17 protein-coding genes, 1 rRNA gene and 1 pseudogene are annotated in these 18,468 nt (G+C 56.1%); 12 read left to right on the top strand and 7 right to left on the bottom strand.

Going from position 1 to position 18,468, the window contains the following annotated elements; genetic code table 11:
- From rrf to tsaD, 5 genes are all read left to right on the top strand, one after another.
- Positions 1–107, top strand: a 5S ribosomal RNA gene (gene rrf / locus BN1189_RS02640); the annotation flags it as partial.
- Between the two features lie 883 nt (positions 108–990).
- Positions 991–1,443, top strand: a complete 453-nt coding sequence (tsaE, locus tag BN1189_RS02635; RefSeq protein ID WP_040225174.1) for a tRNA (adenosine(37)-N6)-threonylcarbamoyltransferase complex ATPase subunit type 1 TsaE — start codon at positions 991–993, stop codon at positions 1,441–1,443.
- On the top strand, positions 1,440–2,156 hold the full coding sequence (gene tsaB, locus BN1189_RS02630; RefSeq protein WP_040225172.1) for a tRNA (adenosine(37)-N6)-threonylcarbamoyltransferase complex dimerization subunit type 1 TsaB: 717 nt from the start codon (positions 1,440–1,442) through the stop codon (positions 2,154–2,156). The genes tsaE and tsaB overlap by 4 nt, the downstream gene beginning before the upstream one ends.
- On the top strand, positions 2,146–2,613 hold the full coding sequence (gene rimI, locus BN1189_RS02625; RefSeq protein WP_040225170.1) for a ribosomal protein S18-alanine N-acetyltransferase: 468 nt from the start codon (positions 2,146–2,148) through the stop codon (positions 2,611–2,613). The genes tsaB and rimI overlap by 11 nt, the downstream gene beginning before the upstream one ends.
- A complete protein-coding gene (gene tsaD, locus BN1189_RS02620; RefSeq protein WP_040225166.1) occupies positions 2,610–3,647 on the top strand; it encodes a tRNA (adenosine(37)-N6)-threonylcarbamoyltransferase complex transferase subunit TsaD in 1,038 nt (345 codons plus the stop codon). The genes rimI and tsaD overlap by 4 nt, the downstream gene beginning before the upstream one ends.
- A gap of 346 nt (positions 3,648–3,993) precedes the next feature.
- Here the strand turns inward: tsaD and BN1189_RS16715 are convergent, their stop codons facing one another.
- Entirely contained in the window at positions 3,994–4,203 is a 210-nt protein-coding gene (locus BN1189_RS16715; RefSeq protein WP_373604606.1) for an ABC transporter C-terminal domain-containing protein, read from the bottom strand.
- Between BN1189_RS16715 and BN1189_RS02615 the strand changes: the two are divergent.
- A pseudogene (locus BN1189_RS02615) lies at positions 4,162–4,689 on the top strand (Kae1-like domain-containing protein); the annotation flags it as partial. The gene BN1189_RS16715 and the pseudogene BN1189_RS02615 overlap by 42 nt on opposite strands.
- 346 nt (positions 4,690–5,035) lie before the next feature.
- Here BN1189_RS02615 and BN1189_RS02610 read toward each other — a convergent pair.
- Positions 5,036–6,979 (bottom strand): ABC-F family ATP-binding cassette domain-containing protein, encoded by a 1,944-nt coding sequence (locus tag BN1189_RS02610; RefSeq protein WP_040225163.1) that lies wholly within the window; start codon positions 6,977–6,979, stop codon positions 5,036–5,038.
- Positions 6,980–7,108: 129 nt separating this feature from the next.
- On the opposite strand from BN1189_RS02610, the gene BN1189_RS02605 reads away from it, so the two are divergent.
- From BN1189_RS02605 to tatC, 3 genes are all read left to right on the top strand, one after another.
- A complete protein-coding gene (locus tag BN1189_RS02605; protein ID WP_040225161.1) occupies positions 7,109–7,753 on the top strand; it encodes a redox-sensing transcriptional repressor Rex in 645 nt (214 codons plus the stop codon).
- 73 nt (positions 7,754–7,826) lie between these two features.
- Positions 7,827–8,021, top strand: coding sequence for a twin-arginine translocase TatA/TatE family subunit (locus BN1189_RS02600; protein ID WP_040225160.1), 195 nt, complete (start codon positions 7,827–7,829; stop codon positions 8,019–8,021).
- A gap of 30 nt (positions 8,022–8,051) precedes the next feature.
- A complete protein-coding gene (gene tatC / locus BN1189_RS02595) occupies positions 8,052–8,861 on the top strand; it encodes a twin-arginine translocase subunit TatC (RefSeq protein ID WP_040225157.1) in 810 nt (269 codons plus the stop codon).
- Between the two features lie 29 nt (positions 8,862–8,890).
- On the opposite strand, the gene BN1189_RS02590 is transcribed toward tatC, so the two are convergent.
- Positions 8,891–9,619, bottom strand: coding sequence for a CPBP family intramembrane glutamic endopeptidase (locus BN1189_RS02590; protein ID WP_052455589.1), 729 nt, complete (start codon positions 9,617–9,619; stop codon positions 8,891–8,893).
- Between the two features lie 199 nt (positions 9,620–9,818).
- On the opposite strand from BN1189_RS02590, the gene groES reads away from it, so the two are divergent.
- Both groES and groL read left to right on the top strand, forming a co-directional pair.
- Entirely contained in the window at positions 9,819–10,103 is a 285-nt protein-coding gene (groES, locus tag BN1189_RS02585) for a co-chaperone GroES (RefSeq protein WP_040225155.1), read from the top strand.
- A 72-nt stretch (positions 10,104–10,175) separates the two neighbouring features.
- Positions 10,176–11,804 carry a chaperonin GroEL gene (gene groL, locus BN1189_RS02580; RefSeq protein ID WP_040225152.1) on the top strand — a complete coding sequence of 543 codons (1,629 nt, stop codon included), beginning with the start codon at positions 10,176–10,178 and terminating at the stop codon, positions 11,802–11,804.
- A gap of 153 nt (positions 11,805–11,957) precedes the next feature.
- Here the strand turns inward: groL and BN1189_RS02575 are convergent, their stop codons facing one another.
- A complete protein-coding gene (locus BN1189_RS02575; protein ID WP_040225150.1) occupies positions 11,958–12,713 on the bottom strand; it encodes a SurA N-terminal domain-containing protein in 756 nt (251 codons plus the stop codon).
- Between the two features lie 678 nt (positions 12,714–13,391).
- Between BN1189_RS02575 and BN1189_RS02565 the strand changes: the two genes are divergently transcribed.
- Positions 13,392–13,742 (top strand): hypothetical protein, encoded by a 351-nt coding sequence (locus BN1189_RS02565; RefSeq protein ID WP_143242230.1) that lies wholly within the window; start codon positions 13,392–13,394, stop codon positions 13,740–13,742.
- Positions 13,743–13,780: 38 nt separating this feature from the next.
- On the opposite strand, the gene BN1189_RS02560 is transcribed toward BN1189_RS02565, so the two are convergent.
- The 3 genes from BN1189_RS02560 to BN1189_RS02550 all read right to left on the bottom strand — a co-directional run bounded on the left by BN1189_RS02560 (position 13,781) and on the right by BN1189_RS02550 (position 18,464).
- Positions 13,781–14,440, bottom strand: coding sequence for a hypothetical protein (locus tag BN1189_RS02560; RefSeq protein ID WP_052455588.1), 660 nt, complete (start codon positions 14,438–14,440; stop codon positions 13,781–13,783).
- Between the two features lie 77 nt (positions 14,441–14,517).
- Complete coding sequence (locus tag BN1189_RS02555; protein ID WP_040225144.1) at positions 14,518–18,159, bottom strand: multicopper oxidase domain-containing protein; 3,642 nt, start codon at positions 18,157–18,159, stop codon at positions 14,518–14,520.
- Positions 18,156–18,464 carry a hypothetical protein gene (locus tag BN1189_RS02550; protein WP_040225143.1) on the bottom strand — a complete coding sequence of 103 codons (309 nt, stop codon included), beginning with the start codon at positions 18,462–18,464 and terminating at the stop codon, positions 18,156–18,158. The genes BN1189_RS02555 and BN1189_RS02550 overlap by 4 nt, the downstream gene beginning before the upstream one ends.
- Positions 18,465–18,468 lie beyond the last annotated feature (4 nt).

Below are 18,468 nucleotides of genomic sequence, written 5' to 3'. Positions count from 1 at the left end.
GATGGCGAAGAGGTCACACCCGTTCCCATCCCGAACACGGAAGTTAAGCTCTTCAGCGCCGATGGTAGTCGGGGGCTTCCCCCTGCAAGAGTAGGACGTCGCTGGGCACAAGGCCGTCTCCTTTAGGGGGCGGTTTTTTTGTGTTCAAGCAGCAAAGTGAGTGTTCAAGCTGTATAGGCGTGTCATTTAGTGAGAGTGGTCACCGTCTGATTTCTGTTGGAGGCAATAGCCCCCACAAAATACTGGACGCAAACTTGAAACGTTGCGTATCTAGGCTGAAACGTTGTGTATCTAAGGTGAAACGTTGTTTATCTTGAGTGAAGCGTTGTTGATCTGAGCCGAAACGTTAATTAGCGGAGCTGAGACGTTAATTTGCGGAGCTGAGATGTTAATTAGCTAAGATGAGACGTTAATTTGCCAAGCAGAAACGTTAATTATCCAGGGATGCAGCCGCCGTCCTTCGTAACGGTGTCGCAAAGCCGTCCGCAAGCGGGCGGATTCTTCAAATGATGAAACTTGCACCCTCTCATGGACACAATCAGCAACATCAACGTGGTATGCGAGACAATCTACCGGTTTCAGAGTTCCCGCATCTATAGCGCGCCTTTGAATTCACTCAGCGCGCCTTCAGAAATTCACGATGAATAATTGCGCCTCTGGAATCTCTGAACGCGCCTTCGAAAAATTCCTGAAAGGAAACGCGCCTGTGAATCCCCCTTTCCCGCCTCCGAAACACCCCCACGCGACTTCAAAAGCTCCTCACATAACATGATTCCTGCCGCTCGCAATCTAAAATCATCATAAGACGATGCACCCCGAAAGCATCGGGCGTGTCTTCAAAACCAAGCGTCCTCCTGCAAATCAGTACAAAATCTCCCGCCAATCCGGTAAACTTGGGTCAGCATGTGAAGCCCGCAACATAACGGCGGGCAACGGACAGGCTCAATGCGGAGCCCGGCAGGAACGGGTCTCCAAGATGGAGTGAATACTATGGAAACGACGATAGAAGTAAGGTCCCAGGCCGAAACGGAAAAACTGGCCGGGCAACTGGCTTCCCGGTTGGCAGGCGGAGAGGTGATCACGCTGGAAGGGGATCTCGGCGCGGGAAAGACGACGTTCACGCAGGCGCTGGCAAGAGGGCTGGGGATCCGCCGGACCGTCAACAGTCCGACGTTTACGATACTCAAGCAATATGAGGGCCGGCTGCCGCTGAATCATCTGGACGTCTATCGACTGGAAAACAGCGAAGAGGATCTTGGCTGGTCCGAGCTGTTCTACGGGGAGGCCGTGTCGGTTATCGAATGGGCCCGGTATATCGAAGACGAACTTCCGAAAGAGCGGCTGGATATCGAGATCCGCCGCACGGACGGGGACGGGCGTGCATTCGTATTCCGCCCGCAGGGCACTTATTATGAAACGCTCGTAAAGGAGATCGGATTATGATCTGGCTTGGACTTGATACATCAAATCTTCCGCTGTCCGCTGCTGTCGTGCGCGACGGCGAACTTCTGGCGGAATTAAATCTGGCGGTTGGGCTCAATCATTCCGTTGGCGCCATGCCCGCGGTCAAGGAGATGCTCGACCGGGCGGGTCTCGTTCCTTCGGATCTGGATGCCATCGCGGTGGCCGAGGGGCCCGGTTCGTATACCGGCGTGAGGATCGGCGTGACAATCGCCAAGACGCTCGCCTGGACACTCGGGAAGCCGCTCACCGGCGTCTCGAGCCTGCGGGTGCTGGCGGCGAATGTATTTACACCCGGCGTGATCATTTGCCCGCTGATCGACGCGCGCCGCGGCAATGTATTTTCGGGCCTGTATAAACGGACGGGCGAAGGAAAGCTGGAAGAGCTGGAGAGGGACCGTCATCTGTCGTTCGCAGATCTTCTTGTCCGTCTGGGGGAGGAAGAGGCACGGGTCGTCTTTGTCGGACCGGGTGCCGGGATCCACTGGGGAGCCGCGAAGGAATCACTTGGAGACCGGGCTGTCCGGTCGCACGGGGCTCAGGATGTTCCGAGGGCCTCGCTGTTGATTGAAGAGGCGGAAGGGCTTGCCCCGGTTTCGGACCTGCATGCATTCACGCCGGAGTACCGCCGGCTCCCGGAAGCCGAGGTCAATTGGCGGAAGGCCCGCGGGGAGGCGCATGAGGATGGGGAATGAGGCAGGGGCCGGCGTTTCCTTCCGCAAGATGATGCTCGCCGACGTACCGGCCGTCTACCGGGTCGAGTCCGATGCGTTTCCGGCGCCGTGGTCGATCGAGGCATTCGAGCAGGAGATGCTGCGCAACGAATATGCCTATTATCTGCTTGCTGAAAGCGATGATGAAGTGATCGGATATGCCGGCATGTGGGTCATCCTGGATGAAAGTCACATCACGAATGTCGCTGTGCTCGGAACTTTCAGGGGCCGGGGAATCGGGGAGCTGCTCATGAGGGAAATGATGGAGCGGGCCGCCGCGAACGGGGCCCGCACGATGACGCTTGAAGTGAGGGTGACGAACGAACCGGCCCTTAATCTCTACCGCAAGCTCGGATTCCGCGACGGCGGCATCCGGCGCGGTTACTATACCGACAACGGGGAAGACGCCCTCGTGATGTGGACGGAGCTGATGAAATGAAAGACATCTATATTCTCGGTATTGAAACAAGCTGTGATGAAACAGCGGCATCTGTCGTGAGGAACGGCAATGAAATCATTTCGAATGTCGTCGCTTCCCAGATCGAGAGCCATAAGCGGTTCGGTGGGGTTGTGCCGGAAGTGGCTTCGCGCCATCATGTCGAGCAGATCACGCTTGTGATCGGCGAGGCGCTTGATGAGGCGGGAATCCGTCCGGACGAGCTGTCGGCTGTTGCCGTGACGGAAGGGCCCGGGCTTGTCGGGGCTCTTCTCATCGGGGTCAATGCGGCAAAAGCATTCGCCTTTGCGCACAGCCTCCCGGTCATTGGTGTCCATCATATCGCAGGCCATGTATACGCCAACCAGTTGGACGGCGGGATGGAGTACCCGCTCATCGCACTGATCATTTCGGGCGGACATACCGAACTTGTTCATATGGAGAGGGACGGTTCGTTCCGGCTCATCGGGGAAACCCGGGATGATGCGGCTGGAGAGGCCTATGATAAGGTGGCCCGGGTGCTGGGCCTGCCGTATCCCGGCGGCCCGCATATCGACCGGCTTGCCCATGAAGCGGACGGCGCGGTCGATTTCCCGAGGGCCTGGCTTGAAGAGGGGTCCTATGACTTCAGCTTCAGCGGCCTGAAATCCGCGGTGATCAACCATGTCCATAACGCCGAACAGAAAGGGCTGCCGGTCGACAAGGCAAACGTAGCAGCCGGATTCCAGCAGAGCGTGGTTGAGGTGGTCACAACGAAGACGGTGCGGGCTGCCAAAGAATACGGCGTGCACCAGGTGATCGCGGCCGGCGGGGTTGCGGCCAACCGGGGGCTACGGGCGTCTTTGGCGGAGGCGCTGGAGGCGGAAGGGATCGCTTTCCATGTACCGCCGCTCAAACTGTGCACGGACAATGCGGCGATGATTGCCGCGGCCGGCACTTCGATGTACAAAGCGGGAGTCCGGGGAGACCTCTCCATGAACGGACGGCCGGGCATGGAACTCCTCAGCTGGTCGCCGAGCGGAAATGCTATAAAATGAATTGGAACAGGAAGTCTGTCTGCGGACGGACTCCCTGTTTTTTCTCCATATTGCGCGAAAGCTGTCAAGAGGGAACATTTGTACTTATACACATTTGTGGATAACTTGTTCATAACTTATGGATTTACGCCCGGATTATCCTCCATCTTTGAAAAATGAGTGTGCAAAACTCGGCGGACGTCTGTGGATAATGTGGGTAACTGTGTGAATATCCCGTTTTTATGCGGTATCCCTTGTGAATAACAATGTGGAGAACCTGTGCGGATTTCGACCTTTTTCGCAGGAAAATGAAAAAAGCGCATGCAGACACGGCCGCATGCACCTTATTATGACGCTCTCTATTCATTCAGACTTCTTCCAGCGAGGTCTGCAGTTCCATCCAGCGCTCCATGGATGCTTCTTGAAGTTCCGTTTGGCGGTCCAGTTCCTCCTGGATCTCTGCCAGCCGGACATGGTCGTCCGCGTGGGCCGGATCGTTCAAGTCTTCCTCAAGACGGGCGACTTCCGCTTCCNGGTGGCCCGGGTGCTGGGCCTGCCGTATCCCGGCGGCCCGCATATCGACCGGCTTGCCCATGAAGCGGACGGCGCGGTCGATTTCCCGAGGGCCTGGCTTGAAGAGGGGTCCTATGACTTCAGCTTCAGCGGCCTGAAATCCGCGGTGATCAACCATGTCCATAACGCCGAACAGAAAGGGCTGCCGGTCGACAAGGCAAACGTAGCAGCCGGATTCCAGCAGAGCGTGGTTGAGGTGGTCACAACGAAGACGGTGCGGGCTGCCAAAGAATACGGCGTGCACCAGGTGATCGCGGCCGGCGGGGTTGCGGCCAACCGGGGGCTACGGGCGTCTTTGGCGGAGGCGCTGGAGGCGGAAGGGATCGCTTTCCATGTACCGCCGCTCAAACTGTGCACGGACAATGCGGCGATGATTGCCGCGGCCGGCACTTCGATGTACAAAGCGGGAGTCCGGGGAGACCTCTCCATGAACGGACGGCCGGGCATGGAACTCCTCAGCTGGTCGCCGAGCGGAAATGCTATAAAATGAATTGGAACAGGAAGTCTGTCTGCGGACGGACTCCCTGTTTTTTCTCCATATTGCGCGAAAGCTGTCAAGAGGGAACATTTGTACTTATACACATTTGTGGATAACTTGTTCATAACTTATGGATTTACGCCCGGATTATCCTCCATCTTTGAAAAATGAGTGTGCAAAACTCGGCGGACGTCTGTGGATAATGTGGGTAACTGTGTGAATATCCCGTTTTTATGCGGTATCCCTTGTGAATAACAATGTGGAGAACCTGTGCGGATTTCGACCTTTTTCGCAGGAAAATGAAAAAAGCGCATGCAGACACGGCCGCATGCACCTTATTATGACGCTCTCTATTCATTCAGACTTCTTCCAGCGAGGTCTGCAGTTCCATCCAGCGCTCCATGGATGCTTCTTGAAGTTCCGTTTGGCGGTCCAGTTCCTCCTGGATCTCTGCCAGCCGGACATGGTCGTCCGCGTGGGCCGGATCGTTCAAGTCTTCCTCAAGACGGGCGACTTCCGCTTCCAGGGACTCCATCTCTTTCTCCGCTTCCTGGAGCGCCCGCTCGATGCGGCGCCGTTCCCGCTGCTGTTCCTTGGTTTCGGAAACAGGACGCGAGGCCGCCGGCGGGGATGCGGCGGGGCGGCCCGCCTGCTGCTCGGCCGCAATTTCAAGCGCGAGCTCCTCCTGCTCTTTCTTCTTTTCCAAGTAGTAATCGTAGCCGCCGAGGAACTCCTCGTTCCCTTCGGGGGACAGTTCAATCACTTTCGTTGCAATCCTGTTGATGAAATACCGGTCGTGTGAGACGAATAGGAGCGTGCCCGGATAATCAAGCAGCGCATTCTCAAGCACTTCCTTGCTGTCGAGGTCCAGATGGTTCGTCGGCTCATCCAGGACGAGCGTGTTCGCCTTTTCAAGGACGAGCTTGGCGATGGCCAGCCGGGCCTTCTCGCCCCCGGACAGGGTCTGGACCGGCTTGGTCACGTCGTCTCCGCTGAACAGGAACCGGCCAAGCAGTGTCCGGATATCCTTTTCGTTCATGAGCGGCCACTCATCCCAGATCTCTTGCAACACCGTGCCGTTGCCGGTCAGCTCGGCCTGTTCCTGGTCGTAGTAGCCGAACAGGACATTCGCCCCGAGAGCGATGTCGCCGGCCAGCGCCGGGATCCGGCCGGTGAGCGTCTTGAGCAAGGTCGATTTGCCGACTCCGTTCGGGCCGATGAAGGCGATCCGGTCATCCCGGTACACGCGGAAGTCCAAGTGCTCGGAGACGGGCTGTCCGTCGTATCCGATGGCGAGTTCCCGTGCGGACAGCACATCGTTGCCGCTTTTGCGCTCAATGCCGAACGTGAAAGCCGCCGACTTCTCATCTCCGTCCGGGCTTTCCATCCAGTCGGTCTTCTCCAGCACTTTGCGGCGGCTCTGCGCCATTTTCGTCGTCGAGGCGCGGGCGATGTTCTTCTGGACGAACTCCTCGAGTTTCGCCTTTTCGCCCATCTGCTTTTCGTACAGCTTGCGGTCCCGCTCATAGTTCTTCGCTTTCTGATCGAGATAGGCGCTGTAGTTGCCGACGTATTTCGTCACTTTGCGCCGCGATACTTCATAGACGGTCGTTACGACCTGATCGAGGAAATACCGGTCGTGGGAGACGATGAGGATGGCTCCCTCATATCCCTGCAGGTATCTTTCCAGCCAGGAGAGCGTTTCGATGTCGAGATGGTTCGTCGGTTCATCGAGAATCAGGAGATCCGGCTTCGACAGCAGCAGCCGGGCGAGGGCCAGTCGGGTGCGCTGCCCTCCCGAGAGGGTGTCGATCCGTTTTTCATAATCCTCGGGATAAAAGCGCATGCCGTGGAGGACGGAGCGGGTTTCCGATTCATACTGGTAACCGCCGGACTCCCCGAAGCGGTGCTGAAGAGAATCGTACGCTTCCATCACTTTCCGGTATGCCTCTCCGTCCTCATAGACGGACGGGTCCGCCATCCGCTGTTCCAGCGAACGGAGTTCCGTCTCCATGTCATGGAGCGGCTGGAAGATCGTCATCATCTCTTCCCAGATCGTGCGGTCCGAGTCGAGCCCGGTATGCTGGTCCAGATAGCCGGTCCGGACATCTTTCGGCATGATGATGTCCCCTTCGTCCCTGCTTATCTGGCCGGTAATGATTTTCAGGAGGGTCGACTTTCCGGCACCGTTCCGGCCGACGAGCGCCACCCGGTCGCGGTGCTGAACTTCCAATTTCACGCCGGAGAGGATCTCCTCTCCCGCGAATGATTTCGTCACATTGTTCACTTGAAGGACGATCATGGCTTCCACCTCTATTCCCACTTAGTTTAATGGATGGAGCCGCGCGGCGCAACGGCTCGCCTTTACAGGAACGGGCGCCTGCTGTAAGATGGAATCGGCTCAAGACGGACGGCTCCACAGGAGGCAATCATGGAAGAAAAAACAAATAAAGTCCCACAGGCGACATCGAAGCGGCTTCCGCTCTATTACCGGTTCATCCAGAAGTTCGCCAACTCGGGCAAGGAGCGCATCTCTTCGCAGGAGCTGAGCGAAGCGATGAAGATCGACCCGGCCACGATCCGGAGAGACTTTTCTTATTTCGGGGCGCTCGGCAAGAAAGGCTACGGATATGACGTCCGCAGGCTGCTCGAATTTTTCCGGAAGACGCTCGATCAGGATGAAGTGACGAACGTGGCGCTCATCGGTGTGGGAAGCCTCGGGAACGCCTTTCTCAAATATAACTTCCAGAAAAACCATAACACCCGGATCGTCGTGGCATTTGACCCGAACGTGGAAGATGGCGGGTCGGATTCGAACGGCATCCCGATTTTCCGCCCGGACGAACTCGAGGAGCGGCTGTCCGGATACCATGTCGAGATGGCGATCCTCACCGTCCCGTCGAGGGCGGCACAGGAGATGGCGGACCGGCTGGCGGCGCTCGGCGTGAAGGGGATCCTCAACTTCGCGCCTGTGAGGCTGTCGGTGCCGGAAGGGGTGCGGGTCCATTCGATCGATCTCTCGGTGGAGATGCAGGCACTGATCTACGCCATCCGCAATGACGAAAAATCGACATAAACCGGCAACCGGGGAAATGGAGTTTTCACCCGGAATCGTGTAGAATTGATGTATTAACAAGGGAGGTGTCGGCATGTCACCAGGTCCAATGAGTCTTGTCGTGATCGCAATCGTCGCATTGATCATCTTCGGCCCCAAAAAGCTTCCTGAGTTCGGCAAGGCGGTCGGTTCATCGCTGCGTGAATTCAAGAACGCGACGAAAGGTCTTGTAGACGATGATGACGAGGCCAGCAAGAAAGAAGCTGCCGAACAAAAAGACGTCAAATAAGACGCCCCGTTAGTTAGGAAGTCATCCTTTATGAATGATAAACAACTGTCGATCATCGAACATATAGAGGAACTGAGAAAACGGCTGATGATCATCGTCGTTTTCTTTGTTATCGCGATCATCGGCGGCTTTTTCCTGGCAAGCCCGATCATCCAGTTCCTCCAGAACAGCGATGAGGCGAAACATTTTACGCTCAATGCGTTCAACGTCGCCGATCCGATGTTCATCTACTTGAAAGTGATCATCTTCATCGCCCTCGTGCTCATATCGCCGGTGATCCTTTATCAGCTCTGGGCCTTCATCAGCCCGGGTCTGAACGAGACGGAGCGGCGGGTGACGCTCAGCTACATCCCGTTCGCCTTCGTCCTGTTCATTGCCGGGATCTCGTTCTCGTATTTTGTCCTGTTCCCGTACTTGATCTCATTCATGACGAACCTGTCCGAGAACCTGGACATTCAGCAGACGATCGGCGTCAACGAATATTTCAATTTCCTGTTCCAGATCACCTTGCCGTTCGGGCTGGTCTTCCAGCTGCCGGTCGTGCTGCTGTTCTTCTCGCGGCTCGGCATCCTGGATCCGGCATTGCTCGTCAAGTTTCGGAAGTACGCCTACTTCGGGCTGTTCGTCCTGGCAGCGTTCATCACGCCGCCGGATCTGTTCTCGCACTTGTTCACGACGGTGCCGCTCCTCATCCTGTATGAGATCAGCGTGTTCATCTCGCGCGTGGGCCACCGGAAATACTTGAAAGCCGAACAGAAGCGCCAGCAGGAGGAGATGGAGGCGGAACGCCGACGCATCCTCGAAGAACAGGAAGAACAAAAACGCCTTCACGCGGACTAAGTGCCGCGGAAGGCGTTTTTTCTTCTCTTCTATTGGATGTTCGCAATCCGTTCCATCTGCCGGATAAATTCTTCGATCTTGTCCATGTTGAGCTGGACGGTCATGACAAATCCGTTCAGCATCATGTGGGCGATGATCGACGTGAGGAGGCGCTTCGTCCGGTGATAGAGGAACGCGAAGATGAACCCGGACGCGGCGTACAGCAGAATATGCGTGAACTCCATATGCATCGCGGCGAAGGCGAGCGAGCTCACGGCTGCCGCGACGAAGAAATTCGTCCGGTCGACGAGCGTGCCGAACACGATCCGCCGGAAAATGAATTCCTCGAGGATCGGCGCAAAGAAGACGATCGCGAAAATGGCGGCCGGTGCCATGTCGGCGACGGTGACGAGGGCCGCGGTGTTCTGTGAACCTGCTTCAATGCCGATCGCCTTCTCGATGACGCCGGCCAGCCCCTGTCCGAACAGCACGAGGAAGAACCCGGCGATCCCGAGGAGGACCGTGATGCCGATCGACGACTTCGGCCCTTTCGGCGTCCGGAAATACATTTTGTCGGAGTAGGCCAGCCAGAGCGTGGCCGCCACGGCGATGCCGAATGAAATGAAGATCCACCAGCCGGCCGCAAGCAGCGCGGCCTCCTGCTCACTCCGGCCTGCATCGATGAGCCGCGGAATGATCAGGTCAAGGGCCGGTTTGCCCGACAGCTGGGCCGCTGCGTAAATCAGGAATATCCAAAGCGAGGTATGGCGTTTTTTCAAGGTCAGAATCCTTTCTGTCAGCAAAGTCTGTATAGATTGATTGTAGAGCTCCGCCGAGGAAATTTCAAAGAGGGGGGACTCATGCATCCCGCTTGCAAAACCTCTGTAGATTGATTATCATAATAATTGTGTTAGCACTCCTATTCACCGAGTGCTAACAAACGACAATCATCGACAGATTCAGAGGAGGGTGTTTCACGTGTTGAAACCATTGGGTGATCGCATCATCATTGAATTGATCGAAGCGGAAGAAACTACTTCGAGCGGCATTGTACTTCCGGATTCCGCAAAGGAAAAGCCACAGGAAGGCAAAGTCATCGCAGTCGGCACCGGCCGCTACCTCGACAACGGCACGAAAGTGGACCTGGAAGTCAAAGAGGGCGACCACATCATCTTCTCCAAATATGCAGGCACCGAAGTGAAATACGGCGGGGAAGAATACCTCATCCTGCGCGAAAACGACGTACTGGCCATCCTCGGCTGATTTGCCGGCCGGATGGATTGAAACCGGGTTTTATTACATGAACAATGACTGATTATCAGGAGGGACTCATCGATGGCAAAGGAAATCAAGTTCAACGAAGATGCACGCAGCCTCATGCTCAAAGGCGTGGACAAACTGGCTGATGCGGTGAAAGTGACACTTGGGCCTAAAGGCCGCAACGTTGTACTCCAAAAAAGCTTCGGATCGCCGCTCATCACGAACGACGGCGTGACGATTGCAAAAGAAATCGAACTCGAAGACGCGTTTGAAAACATGGGCGCGAAGCTCGTTTCCGAAGTCGCTTCGAAAACAAACGACGTGGCCGGTGACGGAACGACGACTGCTACTGTCCTTGCACAGGCAATGATCCGTGAAGGACTCAAAAACGTGACGGCCGGCGCGAACCCTGTCGGCATCCGAAAAGGGATCGAACAGGCGGTCGATACGGCTGTCGAAGAACTGAAGAACATCTCCACAGAAATCCAGGGCAAGGAATCGATCGCACAGGTTGCGGCCATTTCTTCCGGAGACGATGAAGTCGGTGAACTGATTGCAGAAGCGATGGAACGTGTCGGCAACGACGGCGTCATCACGATTGAAGAGTCGAAGGGCTTCGCAACGGAACTCGACGTCGTGGAAGGAATGCAGTTTGACCGCGGCTATGCGTCGCCTTACATGGTGACCGATTCCGAGAAGATGGAAGCGGTTCTTGAGAACCCGTACATCCTCATCACGGACAAGAAAATTTCCAACATCCAGGAAATCCTTCCTGTGCTCGAGCAGGTTGTCCAGCAGGGACGTCCGCTCCTCATGATCGCTGAAGACGTTGAAGGCGAAGCACTCGCCACACTCGTGCTCAACAAGCTCCGCGGTACATTCAATGTCGTGGCGGTCAAGGCACCTGGCTTCGGCGACCGCCGCAAGGCCATGCTCGAAGACATCGCCATCCTCACGGGCGGTCAAGTGATCACGGAAGACCTCGGCCTCGAGCTGAAGTCGGCTGACGTGACACAGCTTGGCCGTGCTGCGAAAATCGTCGTGTCCAAAGACAACACGACCATTGTTGAAGGCAGCGGGGACCAGGACAACATCGCCGGCCGCGTGAACCAGATCCGTGCACAAGTGGAAGAAACAACTTCCGAGTTTGACAAAGAGAAGCTCCAGGAACGCCTGGCGAAACTTGCAGGCGGCGTGGCAGTCATCAAAGTCGGCGCAGCGACCGAAACTGAATTGAAAGAACGCAAACTCCGCATCGAGGATGCCCTGAACGCAACGCGCGCAGCCGTTGAAGAAGGCATCGTCTCCGGCGGCGGCACGGCGCTCGTCAACGTCTACAACAAAGTGGCCGAACTGCAGGAAAGCTCCGAAGGCGACGTCGCAACCGGCGTCAAGATCGTCCTCCGCGCACTTGAAGAGCCGGTCCGCCAGATTGCAGAAAACGCGGGCCTCGAAGGCTCGATCGTCGTAGACCGCCTGAAGCGCGAAGAAGTCGGCATCGGCTTCAACGCAGCAGAAGGCACTTGGGTGAACATGACCGATGCCGGCATCGTCGACCCGACGAAAGTGACGCGCTATGCGCTTCAGAACGCCGCATCCGTTGCAGCTCTCTTCCTCACGACGGAAGCAGTTGTCGCAGACATTCCGGAACCGCCTGCAGCAGGCGGCGGCATGCCGGACATGGGCGGCATGGGCATGATGTAAGAGTTGCATTTCCTTAACCTCCCCGGAAAAAGCCGGGGAGGTTTTTTGAGTTTTGGAGCAGTCGCCATTCCAGTCTTTGTGCCGGGCTGCCGCTTGAAAGGGGCAAAAGAAAAGGTCAACCGCGGAGAACGGTTGACCTCTTTTGTGCATCTCTTATATCTTGATATCGATTTTCGCATGTTCCTTCAGCTTTTCAACTTGCTGAACGAGTTGTTCCTGCTGCTTTTGCTGCTGGAGGGATTGCTTGATCTGTGGTTTCATTTCCTCAAGCTTTGGAACTTCCTGACCTGCACCCTTTGCTTGTTCCGCATATTGATCATAGGTTTTTTGGATTTCTTCATCGGTGATATCACCTGCCGGCACTTCTTTCTCCACATACTGACGGAATTTAAGGTCTTCGGCGATTTGAGTTTGAAGTGATTTCAAATCCATGCCCGATTCATCGAGCGCGGCTTCGAATTCTTTTTCGGTTTTAAATTGTCCCTTCACTTCGTCCAGCCGCTGATCGATATCGGACTTTGAAGCCTGATAGCCCTTTTTATCGGCCTCTTGCAGAATAAGAGTCTGTCCGACCAAGTTGTCGATGGTTTGGCTTTTTAATTGCTCGGCCGCTTCTTTGGACGTCGGGTCTTGCCCCATTTGCTGCATTTGTCCCTGTGAAGACGCCAAAGCGCCATTGTATTCGCTCCCCAGAATTTCCTGGTCATTCACGACGGCTACGGTTTTCTTTTCATCGACTTGCTGTGCTTCCAGTTTCTTTTGCATGTCTTCCATTTGCTTCTGCTGATCGTTTTCCGCTGTTGCAGCCTGATCGGCATTGGCGGTTCCCTTGCTTTCGTCATTTCCTCCGCAGGCCGCCAAAGCAACAGCCAAAAAGCTGGTCATTATAATGAACATCATTTTTTTCATGAATAACGATCTCCTTCCATGGAAGTGTATCATCGCATTATAAAGGAAAACCTTTGGAAAAAGGCCGATATGAGCGATTCTTAATTTGATTGTAAACAGATTGCAATCCCCTGAATATCTGTAATGAATCTGACTACGGCGCATCCTCACCCCGATGAAAGTGAAGTGCTCCGCATATCTCCTTTCCCTCTATCTGGGAGAAGCAAAAACCCCGCACAACCATTTGGGTGTGCGGGTTTTTTGCCGTGAAGTAATTGTGTCCCGTGGGTTGGAATCCACCGCCCGCTCAAATGCGGACATATATTAATAGGGAGGGGGAAGGGAGGTTATTAGATGAAACCTGATAAATTCAGCACTAAAGAGACATGCGGCTGTTCCAGACTGCAGGACTGCAAGGAGTGCGGCTGTGAGCGGAAGGACGGCAGCCATGCCTGCACGTGCGGAAAGCCGTATGGAGGACATTCCTGTGATTGTTCGAAACATCATAGCCGCGGGGATGGATCCGACCATCCGGGGCTCGGCAACCGGGGCTGCGGCTGCAAGGATTCCCGTTCCGGCGGACACTGCCGATGCGGTGAACGCAAACAGGGCCGGTGCAGCTGCGGGCATGGTTCAGGCTGCAACTGTGGAACTTGCCATTGCGGTTGCCGGAATGATCTCTGCAGCACCGGATTTTCCGTGCGTCTTGCGGATCTGCAGGACGGACTGGTCCACCGGCTCCACCGCCTGACCGGCTGTAAGGTCAAGTTCAGCCTGGACAGCGGGGAAGAGGTGAAAGGCACCCTGATGGCGGTCGGCTCCAACTTTGTGGAAATGCAGATTGACCGGCATTCCATGATGGACAGTGACGCTCAGATGAAGGGGAGGCTGATGAAAAAACCGGCTTCGGCCGCAAAAAGGCGAGAGAATATCAAGTATGTATTAAAGAAGCGTCCTCACTCCAAAGGGCGGTCGCTCATTTTCCCGGTTGACCGGATCTCCTATTTGGAGGTCGTCTTCGGGCACTGCGAACAACGGGGAGACCAATAAAAACAGAAAGCCGGCTCCTCAGGCCGGCTTCCTGTTTTTCACGGCTTCACGCGGACAAGCGTAATGTGCCCGATCGGAATAATTTTTCTTTCTTTCCCCGTCTTCAAAACGATGGTTTCCCGGTTGACGTCGGTGAGCAGGCCTTCCATCCGGTTGTGGTCCACTGTGATCTCAAGCCGGCTGCCTTCCAGAGTGAGCAGATAAACAGGCAGGCGCATCCTGAAAAACAGGTGGATCAGCTCAGGCGAAGAAGAGACGGTCGCTCCGAAGCAGGAAACGAGGCTGCTGCGCAGGCAGACATCGGTACCGATCAAGCCGGGCACCGGAGGCGGGCTGGCGGCACATCCGGCAAGCGAGATTTCCCTGATCTGTCCGTAAGGCAGGAGCACTGCGCTTTCCTTGCCGTCTTCCAGCAGCGTGAAGTCAAACCCGGCAAGTTTGACAGTTCCTTTGATGGATTCGTCTTCGAGTGTGGCGACTTCAACGTGCCGGCCGAAGAGGCCGTCAAACGCGCCGCGGAATACTTCATCGGACGGGCGGCCATCCTCCAATGCCAGATCCAGCAACAGTTCATTGGCCTCTTCAATGCGTCCGAGCAGTTCCTCCAGCTCCCCTTCCGGCAGGCAATCCGTCGGGGAAGGAAACTGGGGGGAAGATGGCCGTTTTGGACAGCCAAGCAGTTTACATTCCTTTTGCAATTTTTATCCCTCCTTTCTATGTCAGATGTATGTAGAAAAAAAGAGAAGGGAGCCGGCTTCTCTTTTTTCGTTTCTTTTTATTCCAGGCGGGGCAGGCGTTCATCCGGCTCTCCGTGGACCCGGAGGATTCCCCACATGCCCTGTTCGATGTCCCAGCGGATATTGCCGGAGCGGTACAGATAGTCACCCGGACGGTTTCCGAAGGCCCCCGCGCCTCCCTGCAGTTCAATATCTCTCGTGGCCCCTGATAAGTTGAATCCGAGAAATGATTCTGTGCGGGAGTTGATGTTTTTCGGATCGAAGTTCCACCGGTGGCCATGCAGGGTGAACGTGTGGGAGCGCCTGCGGTCTGCCGGGGCTGCCAGACGGATCGTCACCGGATCCCCCGGGTAGCTCTCCAGAAGAGGAGTGGCCGGATCGGCGAACGTGCGCGAACTGAACAAATCCTGAAGCAACGGCTTTTCCCTGTACCGGTTGATCAAGCGCTCCGAGCGGTAGTTGAAGCCGCGGGACCCCTGATCATACGTATCCAGGAGATCTTCATCGAGTTCCGGGGGCGGCAGCAAAATCCCGTCCACCGGGTCGAAGATAAGTTGCCCGTTCTTATCCAGAAGCCGAACGCCGTCATGCATGACGAGGACCAATTCCCGTGTGACCGGCAGAAGCGGATTGCGCAGCACGGCAACTGCACCGGACTTGATCGGCTTCAGCGTATAGGGATCCAGATAACTCGTTCCTCTCGGTTCTGCGACGAAAGCGCCGAACGCCCCGTGCAGTTTGTGGTTGCGGATATCCGCCATGTCCCACAGGCCGCAGACGCCGACCGGAGTATCCACAATCCACCGGTATGTCCTCGTTTCCCCCGGCCCGACGGTCTGGTCGCCGTTGAAGCCGACCGTTTCGCCAGATGAGTTTCTCACGTCATACTGGATCAGCTGCGGATGGAGCGAGACCCGGAGCGAAGGCGGATAGAAGGCCTGTTCCTTCACTGTCGGATACGGATAAATGCCGTCCTTGAACGGAAACTTTTCCGGTACCAGCCGGCTCGTGAGGGTCACTTCCACCGTATCGCCGACGTTCCCCCGGATGACGAGCGGTTCCGGTTTTTTCTTCCCGCAGAGTATGGCCTCCACATCTTCCTGCAGGGCAAAGACGATGCCGTGCGGATCATGGTCGCCGTAGTTGTTGTACTCGATCGGGACTTGGAACGCGACGATATCGAACTTGCGGAGCGGTCCTTGGCCGTGCGGGACCAAGGCGGGACCTTCAGCCTGCGGCGGCTTATCGCCCGTACATTCGGGCAAAGGTTTCGAGCGTTCCGGCGGCACCGGGCGATCGGCCAGCGGGATGAGATCCGGCACTTTTTCATCATAGGCGCGGATCAGTCCCCAGAGTCCGTTCCACAGGTCCTCCACCGTTTCAAACGCCCAGAAGTAATCTCCTGCTCCGGCGATATACGTTTCCACGGAAAACGATTCGGATATTCCGATATGCTGCTGATCATCGAGGAACGAATTCAGGCTGCCTCGTCTTTTGTGCCATCTCAGTCCGTGAAGGTTGAAGCTGTGGGATTCCTCCTGAGAACCCTGAAGGAGCCGGATCCGGATGGAATCTCCTTGATAGGCTTTGAATACGGGGGTGAACGGGTCTCCATTCATATAGGAGCTGAACGTATAGGCGGGATCACAGTCCGGTCCCAGTCGGAACTGCAGCGGCTCATTCCTGTAGTTCACTGCGAACAAGCCGGGGTCATCATCTGATCCGGGGAATCTCGGAGGCTGGATCGGTCTTCCGTTTTTGTCGAACAGCATCGTGAAGTCCTGGGCAAACAGCACGTATTCACGCTGATCCGGTACCAATGGGCTTTGGGAGGTCACTTCTGTTCCGTGGACGACAGGCTTCCCGGTCTTGGAATCCACGAACTCGGTGAAGCGCGGATGCACCACGCCGGCTCCGAAAACGCCGTGCTGCTGGTGGGAGTTCGGGAACAGGTGATCATGGAAAAACCAGGCTTTCAGCTCGGACTCCGCGTAGTAGGAATACCGGATCGTTTCTCCCGGCAGGACGGAGGAATCATAGTTCCAGCCGACATTGGCCCCGTCATTCACGAGTACATCGAACTTGACGTAATGGATATGGAATCCGTTCTCATATGTCCGGGTCACAAGTTGGAATGCATCTCCGTCAAGCACGTGCGGCAGGCGGTTTGTATAGTTGATCCTGAAACAGGTGTTGGCCGGCGCATGGATGACGAGCGGTTCGGGGGCTTTCTTGCCGGAGCAGACATCTTCCAGCTCCTCATCGAGCACATAGATCCGCCCTTTTGGATCATTCCACCCGTGCCGGTTGTAGGTGATCGGCAGCTCGATCACGGAAATGTTCAGCTCCATGACCGGCGCTTCCGGCGGGCACGGATCTGTGAATACGGCTCCGGGCCTCGGGTTTTCGATGGCCGCATGCCGCTCAAGCTCCGTCAGCCCGCGCCCGCCGACAATGCCGAGCGGCGGACGGGGGGCCTTGAAACCGACTTTTCCGGGGATGAAATTCGGGAAGCCGGGCTTTTCTGCAGTCGGCTTTGGAGGCGCCTTCCGGTCGGGGAGCGGCTGGAGCGGTTTGATCGGAACGCCGTTCGGATAGCACTGGCTGCCGTCCTGCAGCGTATTGAACACCCGGTTCATCCCCCACATGCCCGCCGCAAAGTGAGGATACAGATGGCAGTGGATGACGCAGTCGCCGAATGAACCCTGCATGCTGCCCAAACCATAGAGCGGCTCGACGGTGTAGTGCGTCTGCGGGCTGGTCGCCTGCGAGTCGAAGATTTCCGATTCCAGGTCATACGGATCGCTCAGCCATTGATGAACATGGTAATGGAAAACGTGGGTTTCCTTCACGCCGGCGTGAAGCACGCGGATCTTTGCCGGATCCCCGACATAGCCGCGCAGGATCGGAGCGGACGGATCCCCGAACACCCAGGAATCATGGTGGACTTCCTCTCCCTCGCAGGTGGGACAGACCACTCCCTCCGAAATGAGCTGCTGCCGCCTGTTCACAGGTTCATACCGGTAGTTCGCCCCGTGGAACGAAGCTTCCTCCTGGTTGGTCAAGTGGTGGATCGGCCGGTTCCCGGTCAGGTCTTTCACTTCCATCTCATCGTGGAAGACCCATGCATATTCGCGGAACGAGGGGAGGAGCGGATGATGGACATCTGCATAGGTGCCGGAATTCATCGGTTTTCCGGTTTCGGGGTCTGTCCACCAGGAAAAACGTTTTTGCACGAACAAGGCCCCGAACAAGCCGTTGATGTTCGACCCGTTTTCGCTGCTTGCCGGGTTGCCGAGGTCGGAGAAATAATAAATGCCTTCCTCTACGGGATGAATCCGGTACAGTCCGGTTTCCCCGGGAGCAACTGTGCTGTCGTCATTCAGCCCGACATGCGCGCCGTCGGATTGATCCGGGTCATACTCCGCCTGCTGGAAATGAAGGCCTGCATGGAAGCTGAGCTTGTTTTCCAACAGAACTTCCACCGTATCTCCCTCGTTCGCCCGGATGATGAGCGGCTGGACGAGGTCGACGGGAGTGAACGGGTTTTTTTTGACGAGTTCCTTCACTTTCTCTTCATTTTCTTTCAGGACGTACATCATGCCATTCGGATTATGGTCGCCGAACGTATTGATGACCATGCGGATGGGAATCGCCACGACGTGGAACTTCCGGATCATGGCCTCCCTCTTTTCCAGTTATCCTGTAGGAAGGGAATCTTGTTTTCATTTTCTTTTTCGATATAAAACACTTCGACCGAATCCAGGTGGATCGACCATTCCTTGCCCTCCAGGGCGGGAACGGACGTGGTCTCCACATGCAGGAAAGCCATGTCATCGACCACCCTCTTGATTTTGCCGATGAACATGAACGGGAAGGCCTCTGTCAGGATGAACACCCTTTGCCCGGCGTGATCCCTGAAGTGGCTGATGAGCGCTTCTTCCCGGACATCGTTGATCGTTTTGTTCTCCATGGGATTTTCCATTGTA

The sequence above is a fragment of the Bhargavaea cecembensis genome (genome assembly GCF_000826125.2).
In the GTDB taxonomy this organism is placed as follows: domain Bacteria; phylum Bacillota; class Bacilli; order Bacillales_A; family Planococcaceae; genus Bhargavaea; species Bhargavaea cecembensis_B.
The sequence above is the reverse complement of the archived record's forward strand: the minus strand, read 5'-3'. Positions and strand labels throughout refer to the sequence as shown.